Raw genomic sequence first — 11,856 nt, forward strand, 5'->3', positions numbered from 1 at the left:
CATTATTTCCCAGTTATGTCTTTGTCAAGATCAAATCCAATAAAGACTTTCATGATGCCTTAAATGTAGAGAGTGGCTGTTCTTATTTGTCTTTTGGCAGAGAATATGGAAAAGTTTCCGAAGAAGAAATCGATCATATCAGGCTTTTTACCCAGGTAAAAGACATCACAGATGTTCAGATTGAACCGGCACTACCTAAAATAGGAGATAAACTTAAAATCGAGCATGGAGAATTATCCGGACTTGAATGTGAAGTTTTCAGAGTCGACAATCAGCATAGAATCAGTGTAAGACTAAGTTCTTTGCGTCAGAATATCTCAGCCATCATTCCTTTGTCATATCTATCCAATCCAACAGAAAACGTCTTTGCTAAGGCGTAGTTTTTAGTTTTCCTTTTCAAAAAGAGTAGCATCCACATCCCATGTGGAGTTATTCACCAAAGTGATCTTTTGTACTTGCAACACAGTATAGAATATCTCTCAATTGGACCATTCCTTACAAAATCAAAATTTAGTTTTTACAACATAGTAAAAACATCACAGCACATTGTCTTTTAAAACAATGTGTTTGGTGTTACAAATTGGCCATTTTAATTATCACAGTTATTAATTCAAAAATACAGTATTTAGAAAACCCTTTTAAGATGAAAGATATCAAATCAATAATTACCAGTCTATCCAATAAAGAAGTACAAATTTTTCTGGATGATTTAGAAGAAAATTTAAGAGTAACAGGAAACACAGCTGCTCTTACAGCAGAAGATAAAATCGATATTTCAACCAACAAAGATCGTCTTATCGCCTTACTTAAAAGTAGTAAAAACAGTTCGAAGTTTAATTTTGAAGTGATTTCATCTGTTCCTGTATCAGAAAGTTATGAGGTATCAGCAGGACAACGTCGACTTTGGACTTTAAGTCAGTTTGAAGGAGGGTCTGCCGTATACAACATGCCTATGCATACCACTCTAAAAGGGAGTTATGATATCGAACGCCTTCAAAAAGCCATTACAGCGACTATAGAGCGTCATGAGATCTTACGTACTATTTTCAAAATGGAGGAGAACGGTGACATTAGACAATACGTGCAGCCAACAGCAGCAGTAAATTTTAAGCTGTCTTATGTTGATTTCAGGAATGCTGATGATAAACAAGCAAGCGTAACCCGTTATATCAATACAGATTCATACGTACCCTTTGATTTAGAAGAAGGACCTTTATTCCGCGTAAGCTTATTACAGACAGAAGAGGAAACTTATGTTTTCTATTATAACATGCATCATATTATTAGCGATGGCTGGTCTATGAATGTATTGGCAAAAGATGTATTTGCATTTTATGAGTCTTTTGTCAGCGGGACTGCAGCTGATCTTGCACCTCTGGCAATTCAATATAAAGATTATGCAAATTGGCAGGCATTACAAATAAATACAGCCGGTTCAACTATAGATAAAACGTATTGGATGGAAAGTCTTGCGGGTGAGCTGCCTGTCCTGGATCTTCCTTCAGAAAAACGCCGACCTTCTGTAAAAACACACAAAGGACGAAGCTTAAGAGCCTATATTTCTAAAGAAACAACTGCTATGCTTCAGCTTTTTACAAAAGAGAATAACAGCAGTACTTTTATCAGTTTACTAACGACCATCAATATTCTTTTTCATAAATATACTTCAGATTCAGATATTATTATCGGAAGCCCGGTAGCAGGTCGTGATCATGCAGATTTGGCCAATCAGATTGGTTTTTATGTGAATACAATTGCTTTGCGCAACACCATAAATACTCAGGAGAATTTTACCTCGATTTATAAAAGAATTAAAGAGCAGACACTGGAAGCGTTTAATCATCAAATGTATCCTTTTGATAGTTTAGTAGAAAACCTAAATATCAAAAGAGATGCGGGAAGAAGCAGTGTATTTGATGTTTTATTAGTACTTCAGAATACGGCAGAAAATGATGAAACGGTCGAAATACCAGCGGCAAAAAGCGATACAATTGTTGATTTAGGAGAAACAGTTTCAAAATTTGATGTAGAACTTAATTTCAGAGAAGCCGGAGAGCAGTTAATTTTAGATATTTCTTACAATACAGAAGTGTACGAATATCAAATGATTGAAGGCTTAATAAGACATTATCAACAAATTTTAAAAGAAGTCTTATCTCAGCCGCAAACTCCAATTGGTCAATTAACTTACATCAGTAAAGAAGAAGAAAAAGAATTATTGGTGGATTTTAATGCCACAAAAAACAATTATCCTACCGATATTACGATTGTTGACTTGATTGAAACACAAGTTGCCAGTAATCCGGAAGGAATTGCTTTGGCCTATGAAGGAGAAACGATGACCTATGCAGCTTTAAATGCAAGCGCCAATAAGGTTGCCCATTATTTACGCAGTATAGGAGTTACGACAGAGTCTATAGTTGGGCTATGTATAGAGCGTTCTTTTGAAATGGTTATAGGGATGTTGGGTATTATGAAATCCGGTGGAGCTTATGCACCAATTGATCCTCATTATCCGGCAGAGCGAATTGATTTCATCTTAAAAGATACAAAGGCAGAGGCTGTACTTGTAAATAAAGGTAGTATTAGTAAAGTTAATTTTCTGGAAGATATTGCAATACTAAATCTGGACGAACAGGATACAATATTTGCAAATCAGTCAGAAGCGAATCCTAACGTAGCAATACCGGTTTCCAACGCAGCTTATGTAATTTATACTTCGGGATCTACAGGAAACCCTAAAGGAGTCGTGAATGAGCAACGCGGTTTAGTGAATCGTTTATTATGGGCGAAGGAATATTATAATTTAACGGCTAACGATGTATTGATACAAAAAACTACTTTTTGTTTTGATGTATCAGTTTGGGAATTTTTTCTTCCTCTGTTATCCGGTTGTAAACTAGTCATTCCAAAACCGGAAGGACATAAGGATAGTGATTATTTAAGAGAATTGATCGCGACACATCAGGTTACAATGATTCACTTTGTACCTTCTATGTTAAGCGCCTTTTTACTGGATATCGATGTTACTAAATGCAGCAGTCTGAAAAATGTGGTGTGTAGTGGAGAGGCTCTAAAAATAAGCCAGGCAGAAGATTTTCAAAAAGTATTGCCGAATGTTATTTTGAGTAATTTATACGGACCTACAGAGGCTTCTATAGATGTAACAAGCTGTATTATTCCTTTTAAGGGAATAGATTTAAGACGTATTACAATAGGTAAACCAGTAGCAAACACTCAGATTTATATTCTGGATAGTGAAATGAATGTACAACCCAAAGGTGTTACTGGAGAACTTTATATAGGAGGTGTTCAGGTAGCCAGAGGATATATCAATCTTCCGGAACTTAATGCTTTTAGATTTGTAAACAATCCTTTTGGAGAAGGAAAATTGTATCGAACCGGTGACAATGCAAAGTGGCTTCAGGATGGAAATATAGAATACCTTGGAAGAGAAGACAGTCAGGTAAAAGTTAGAGGTTACCGAATTGAATTGGGAGAATTGGATACCATGATAAACAGCTGTCCGGCTATACGTCAGGGAGTTGTTATTGCGAGAGAAGACGCTTACGGTGTAAATGAACTGATAGCGTATATCGTTCTTACAGCAGGTAAAACAAAAGACGATGTTATTGCCTATTTAAGAGAACATATTCCGGGGTATATGATTCCGGGAATTATAGTAGAGCTGGATGCAATTCCATTAACATCAAATGGTAAAGTAAACAGAAAAGCACTGCCGGATCCAGTATTTAGCAGAGAATACGAATATGTAGCACCAACGACAAATACAGAAGAGGAATTGGTTGTCATCTGGCAGGATCTACTAAAAGCAGAGCAGGTTGGTATCACTGATAATTTCTTCGAACTGGGAGGACATTCCTTATTAGCAGTGCGATTAATATCGGCGATAAAAAACACAATGAACATTGGGCTTACCATTACAAACGTATTTAGTAATCCGACGATTTCTGATTTGGCTTATTTTATTGAAAAACAGGATGCTAATTCCGTACTTCCTTTGGTGACCAAACAAGATTTACCCGAAGCGATTCCATTATCTTATGCGCAGGAGCGTTTGTGGTTTGTCGATAAATTAAAAGGAAGTGAGCACTATCACATGCCGGTTTTATTAAACTTAAAAGGAGCATTAAATACAGCCTACCTTTCTCAGGCTTTAAAAACCATTGTAGAACGTCATGAAACCTTACGCACCGTATTTGTAGAAAATGAAGGTGTTGCTTATCAGGAGGTACAACCGGCTGATAGCTGGGAACTGAATGTGGTTGCTGCGGATGCCGATTATCAGGATCTTATTGCTGATGAGATAAAAAAACCTTTTGATTTATCAAAAGATTATATGCTGCGTGCTACTGTTATTAAAGTAGCGGAGGCCGAACATATTTTAGTGATCGTACGTCATCATATTGCAACAGACGGTTGGTCTGAATCTATAATTGTTAAAGAATTTAAAGAATTATACGCTTCTTATGCCTCAGGAAGAGAGGCCGATTTACCAGTTCTTAATTTTCAATATGCCGATTATTCGGTTTGGCAGCGTTCAGAATTATCGGGTGCTGTTTTAGAAGAGAAATTAGGGTATTGGGAGTCCAAATTAAGTGGTGTAGCTCCGTCTGCACTTCCTATTGATTATGCTAGACCTGCTGTTCAAAGCAACCGTGGAGATCATATTAGCTTTAAGTTAGACAGTGATCGCAGTGAGGCTTTGCGAGCTTATGCGAAAGAACAGGGTGTAACCTTATTCATGTTATTAGCAAGCGTTTATAAAGTATTGTTGTATCGTCACAGTGGTCAGTCAGATATTTGTATCGGAACTACTGTTGCCAATCGTCCGCAGCAGGAATTAGAATCTATGATTGGATTCTTTGTGAATACTTTGGCTCTTCGAAGTGATTTATCGGGTAACCCATCGTTCAATGAGGTGCTGAAATCGGTAAAACAAACCACTTTAGAAGCATACAATCACATCGCGGTTCCGTTTGAAAAAGTAGTAGACCGTGTAGAAAAGGCAAGAGACAAAAGCAGAAATTCTTTATTCCAGGTATTGTTTGTTTTGAACAACAATCCGGATGCTAAGGTGTCTGAATTTAGTGATATTACGATTGAACCAGTGGCAATGGATTATAATATCTCGAAATTTGACCTGACCATTTTTGTAGAAGACAGCCCGGAAGGAATCTCTTTTTCATTTAACTATTGTACAGATCTTTTCAGTGCTGCTACAGTATCAGGATTAAGATCACATTACGAGAATTTACTGGACACGATTTTAATAAACAGTACTTCATCAATAGGAAACCTGGCGATGCTTAATCCGGAAGAGGAGCAGGCATTGGTTGTAGATTATAATACTACTGATTATGTATTATCAGGTGAAGGAACTGTATTATCGCTTTTTGAGGCACAAGTTTCTAAAACTCCCGATGCGGTTGCTTTTGTGTATAATGATAGCCGTATGACGTATAAAGAGCTGGATGAAGCTGCTACGAAATTGGCATATTATTATCAACAGACTTATGAGCTGAAAGAAAATGATTTGATGGGTATCATGATGGATACTTCGAATTGGTCTTTACTGGCAATTCTATCGATTTTAAAATCAGGAGCAGGTTATGTTCCAATTGATCTTTCATTGCCAAAAGAGCGTCAGTTGTACATGGTACAAGAGGCTAATATCAAAGGTTTATTGATCGAATCCAGCAGTTTATTCGATGTGATCGACTTCTCGGTTCCCGTATTTTCTATCGATATTCAGTATGCAGATATAGCGTCACTTCCGCAAGATATTACCTTTTCATCATTGGCAACTGAGGAGACTACCGCTTATGTGGTGTACACTTCAGGCACAACAGGACAACCAAAAGGAGTTCAGGTGAGCCACAAGAATCTGGTAGATTATTACGAAGGATTAGACGCTAAGATTGAAATTAGTGCGAACAAAAGCTTCGGATTGATGTCTTCATTGGCTGCCGATTTAGGAAATACCGTATTGTACGGTTCTTTATTGAGTGGCGGATGTTTACACTTATTCAACAAAGAAACTTTAATGGACGGTGTGAAATTACAAGCGTATTTTAAAGCCAATCCGATCGACTGTATTAAAATAGTACCGAGTCACTGGCAGGCTTTGCGTTTGGATAAAGAATTGTTATTGCCGGCACGCACCTTGATATTTGGAGGTGATGTATTGCCAGTATCACATGTAAAAGAGATCGCAGCACAAGATCCTAATGTAGCGATTGTAAACCATTACGGTCCTACAGAGAGTACTGTTGGAAAATTATTGCACCAGATAGATCCTGATTTTGATTATGTAACCATTCCGGTTGGAAAATTATTCTCCAACAGTGAAGCTTACATTGTAAGTGGTGATATGTCTTTATGTCCAATAGGAGTTTCTGGAGAATTATTACTAGGTGGAGCCGGAATCTCAAAAGGATATTTAAACCGTGAGGATTTAACCCAGGAGAAATTTATCAGCAATCCGTTTGCAGCAGGCAAGAGTTCGGTTTTATACAGAACCGGAGATTTAGTACGCAGAAATTCATTGGGAGAAATAGAATTCTTGGGACGTGTAGACGATCAGGTTAAAATCCGTGGATACCGTGTAGAATTAAAAGAAATCAGTCGTGTGATTCAGGGCTATTCCGGAATTGTACAAAGTGAGGTTTTATTTAGAGAAGACAGCACAGGAGTAAAACGCTTGGTGAGTTATCTGGTTGCTGAAGAAGGTTATTCAGAGTCTGATTTGAAATCCTATCTTTCGGGATTGGTTCCTGATTATATGGTTCCTCAGGTATTTGTGGCCTTAGATCAGATGCCGTTAACTTCAAATGGTAAGATCGACAGAAAGGCATTACCGGATCCTACAGTTACAGAAGGACGTGTATATATAGCCCCTGAAACAGAAGTAGAAAAGGCTTTAGTTACTATTTGGCAGGATTTACTGAATGTAGAACAAGTAGGTGTTACAGATGATTTCTTCGAATTAGGAGGTCATTCCTTATTGGCTGTTCGTTTGCTGTCGGCTATTAAAACTACACTAAACGTTGCTATTACGATTACAGACATATTTGATTATACTAATATTTCAGCTTTGGCATCTTTTATAGAAAGCCAGGACAATACTTTGGTACTTCCGTTGGTAGGCAAACAAGATTTACCTGCAGATATTCCATTATCATACGCTCAGGAGCGTTTATGGTTTATCGACAGGTTAAAAGGAAGTGAGCATTATCATGTACCGGTGTTATTAAACTTAAAAGGAGATCTTAATATAGAATTTCTTTCTCAGGCTTTAAAAACCATTGTCGATCGTCATGAGGCTTTGCGCACGGTATATATTGAAAAAGAAGGTATTGCATATCAGGAAGTACAATCTTCGGATCGTTGGGAACTTAATGTTTTGACTGCTGTTACTGATTTAGAAGCCTTCATGGCAAAAGAAGTCAGCAGGTCTTTTGATCTTTCTAACGATTATATGCTGCGTGCAACAGTGGTAAGAGTGTCAGACCGCGAGTATATTTTGGTATTGGTACGTCATCATATTGCAACAGATGCATGGTCTACATCGGTTATTGTTAATGAATTTAAAGAATTATATGCTTCTTATGCCTCAGGAAGAGAAGCAGATTTACCGGTTCTTACTTTTCAATATGCCGATTATTCGGTATGGCAGCGTTCTCAGGTATCAGGTGCTTATTTGGCGGAGAAATTAGATTATTGGGAATCAAAGTTAGGTGGTGTAGCCCCTTCAGCACTTCCTGTTGATTATCCAAGACCTGCTGTTCAAAGCAGCCGTGGAGATCATATTAGTTTTAGGTTGGACAACGACCGTAGTGAAGCTTTACGTGCTTATGCTAAGGACGAAGGGGTAACTTTATTCATGTTATTGCTAAGTGTTTATAAAGTATTGTTGTATCGTCACAGTGGTCAGTCAGATATTTGTATCGGAACTACTGTTGCCAATCGTCCGCAGCAGGAATTAGAATCTATGATTGGATTCTTTGTGAATACTTTGGCTCTTCGAAGTGATTTATCGGGTAACCCATCGTTCAATGAGGTGCTGAAATCGGTAAAACAAACCACTTTAGAAGCATACAATCACATCGCGGTTCCGTTTGAAAAAGTAGTAGACCGTGTAGAAAAGGCAAGAGACAAAAGCAGAAATTCTTTATTCCAGGTATTGTTTGTTTTGAACAACAATCCGGATGCTAAGGTGTCTGAATTTAGTGATATTACGATTGAACCAGTGGCAATGGATTATAATATCTCGAAATTTGACCTGACCATTTTTGTAGAAGACAGCCCGGAAGGAATCTCTTTTTCATTTAACTATTGTACAGATCTTTTCAGTGCTGCTACAGTATCAGGATTAAGATCACATTACGAGAATTTACTGGACACGATTTTAATAAACAGTACTTCATCAATAGGAAACCTGGCGATGCTTAATCCGGAAGAGGAGCAGGCATTGGTTGTAGATTATAATACTACTGATTATGTATTATCAGGTGAAGGAACTGTATTATCGCTTTTTGAGGCACAAGTTTCTAAAACTCCCGATGCGGTTGCTTTTGTGTATAATGATAGCCGTATGACGTATAAAGAGCTGGATGAAGCTGCTACGAAATTGGCATATTATTATCAACAGACTTATGAGCTGAAAGAAAATGATTTGATGGGTATCATGATGGATACTTCGAATTGGTCTTTACTGGCAATTCTATCGATTTTAAAATCAGGAGCAGGTTATGTTCCAATTGATCTTTCATTGCCAAAAGAGCGTCAGTTGTACATGGTACAAGAGGCTAATATCAAAGGTTTATTGATCGAATCCAGCAGTTTATTCGATGTGATCGACTTCTCGGTTCCCGTATTTTCTATCGATATTCAGTATGCAGATATAGCGTCACTTCCGCAAGATATTACCTTTTCATCATTGGCAACTGAGGAGACTACCGCTTATGTGGTGTACACTTCAGGCACAACAGGACAACCAAAAGGAGTTCAGGTGAGCCACAAGAATCTGGTAGATTATTACGAAGGATTAGACGCTAAGATTGAAATTAGTGCGAACAAAAGCTTCGGATTGATGTCTTCATTGGCTGCCGATTTAGGAAATACCGTATTGTACGGTTCTTTATTGAGTGGCGGATGTTTACACTTATTCAACAAAGAAACTTTAATGGACGGTGTGAAATTACAAGCGTATTTTAAAGCCAATCCGATCGACTGTATTAAAATAGTACCGAGTCACTGGCAGGCTTTGCGTTTGGATAAAGAATTGTTATTGCCGGCACGCACCTTGATATTTGGAGGTGATGTATTGCCAGTATCACATGTAAAAGAGATCGCAGCACAAGATCCTAATGTAGCGATTGTAAACCATTACGGTCCTACAGAGAGTACTGTTGGAAAATTATTGCACCAGATAGATCCTGATTTTGATTATGTAACCATTCCGGTTGGAAAATTATTCTCCAACAGTGAAGCTTACATTGTAAGTGGTGATATGTCTTTATGTCCAATAGGAGTTTCTGGAGAATTATTACTAGGTGGAGCCGGAATCTCAAAAGGATATTTAAACCGTGAGGATTTAACCCAGGAGAAATTTATCAGCAATCCGTTTGCAGCAGGCAAGAGTTCGGTTTTATACAGAACCGGAGATTTAGTACGCAGAAATTCATTGGGAGAAATAGAATTCTTGGGACGTGTAGACGATCAGGTTAAAATCCGTGGATACCGTGTAGAATTAAAAGAAATCAGTCGTGTGATTCAGGGCTATTCCGGAATTGTACAAAGTGAGGTTTTATTTAGAGAAGACAGCACAGGAGTAAAACGCTTGGTGAGTTATCTGGTTGCTGAAGAAGGTTATTCAGAGTCTGATTTGAAATCCTATCTTTCGGGATTGGTTCCTGATTATATGGTTCCTCAGGTATTTGTGGCCCTAGATCAGATGCCGTTAACTTCAAATGGTAAGATCGACAGAAAAGCATTACCGGATCCTACAGTTACCAACCAACGCGTATATATAGCCCCTGAAACAGAAGTAGAAAAGGCTTTAGTTATTATTTGGCAGGATTTATTGAGTGTAGAACAAGTTGGGGTTACCGATAATTTCTTTGAACTGGGTGGTGATTCTATTATTGTGATTCAGGTAGTCAGCAGAGCGAAGAAAAAAGGACATCAAATTCAGGTTCAGGATCTGTTTGATTACCAAACCATAGCAGAGTTAGCTACAGCCGTAGAACAAAACAGTAAAAAACTTAATACAGCAGAACAAGGTCTTTTAGAAGGTGAAGTACCTTTATCACCAATTCAACAGTGGTTTTTCGAGCGAGAAGAAGAGGCAGTATCACATTTCAACCAGGCCGTTCTTTTAAGTATTAGTAAAGAGGTTACCAAGGAAAAACTGGAACAAATCATAGACCTAATAGCTAAACGTCACGATTCGCTTCGATTTAAATACACCAAAGAACAAGACGAATGGAAACAGTTTTATGGAGAATCCACTAATCTGTATCGAACAGAAACCATTGAAGAAGGAAATAATACCGGTGAAACTATTACCGCAATTTGTAAAAAATATCAGGAATCACTGAACATAGAAAAAGGAGATTTAGCACGATTTGTTCTAATTGAAACTCCGGATTCTGAAGTACACAACAGATTCTTTATGGTATCGCACCACCTTGCAGTAGATGGTGTTTCCTGGAGATTTATTATCGATGATCTGGAAACCCTGCTGAAAGAAGAAACGGTAGATGAAACCTTGTATTTAGAAAATAAAAACAATTCTTTCAGAGATTGGATTAACAGACTGAAAAACTTTGCAGAGACTGAGGAAATAGAATCTCAATTAGGATACTGGCAGCAAATCAACAGTGATTATACGCCTCTTCCAACAGATTTTTCGGCAAAGCGACCAACCAGAGAGACCAAGAAAACCCATGAAGTTATCCTGAATCAGGAGTATACAAAACGTTTATTAAAAGAGGTAAATGTCGCTTACAATACCGAAATTAATGATCTAATGTTGAGTGCTTTACAAATGACTTTTGAAGACATCTTTGACACAAAACGACTGGCGTTAGGTTTTGAAGGACATGGTAGAGAAAATATATTCACAGATATCGATCTTGCCGGAACTACAGGCTGGTTTACCAATAAATATCCAGTAATTCTTTCCAGAAGCGGAGCAAAAACAGAAGGTGATATTATCAAATCGGTAAAAGAAACATTACGTCGAATTCCAACCAAAGGAATGGGGTACGGATGTTTACGTTACCTGCATTCTTCTAAAGAAATTCGCAATTCCTTAAAGGATTGTGGATGGGATGTAGTATTCAATTATTTGGGACAGATCGACAATGTACTAAACCAAAAGGGAAGCTTCACAGCGGCATCAGAAAACTCAGGAGTACATATTAGTCCTACGTCATTAATAGAAGAAAAGTTTATTATAAAAGCCATCATTGCCGGTAATGAACTCAGAATTTCCTGGGATTATTCGAATGAGTGTTACCGTCCGGAAACAGTCAAAAAGCTGGCGGATCAATTTATAGAGAATTTAACTCAGCTGATCGAACACTGTATCAATAAAGAAGGCAGGGAAGTAACGCCTTCAGATTTTGGATTAAGTGATGTCTTAGATTTCAAAGAATTTGATGAGTTGTTTGAATCAGAAACACAAGAAAGCCTTGAGGATGAAGGAGTCCTTAGATTTTAGGGCCTATAACACCGCTGCATTTAAAAATGGCAGCGGTGCTTCAAATCGCAATTTTATAACAAAAGCAAAATAGTAGATCATTAATTGTAAGAAGTGGATTTCAC

2 protein-coding genes are annotated in these 11,856 nt (G+C 37.8%); both read left to right on the forward strand.

The window, feature by feature from the left end; translation table 11 throughout:
• A partial coding sequence (locus FLA105534_RS05405; RefSeq protein ID WP_173965016.1) for an antitermination protein NusG occupies nt 1–380 on the forward strand: 380 nt, incomplete at its 5' end.
• Between the two features lie 263 nt (nt 381–643).
• A complete protein-coding gene (locus tag FLA105534_RS05410) occupies nt 644–11,752 on the forward strand; it encodes a non-ribosomal peptide synthetase (protein ID WP_173965017.1) in 11,109 nt (3,702 codons plus the stop codon).
• Nucleotides 11,753–11,856: the final 104 nt, after the last annotated feature.

The organism is Flavobacterium collinsii, assembly GCF_902804485.1.
Taxonomy (GTDB): domain Bacteria; phylum Bacteroidota; class Bacteroidia; order Flavobacteriales; family Flavobacteriaceae; genus Flavobacterium; species Flavobacterium collinsii.

Coding starts and splice junctions, on each gene's coding strand:
- FLA105534_RS05410 (WP_173965017.1), top strand. CDS start 644: ATGAAAGATATCAAATCAATAATTACCAGTCTATCCAATAAAGAAGTA.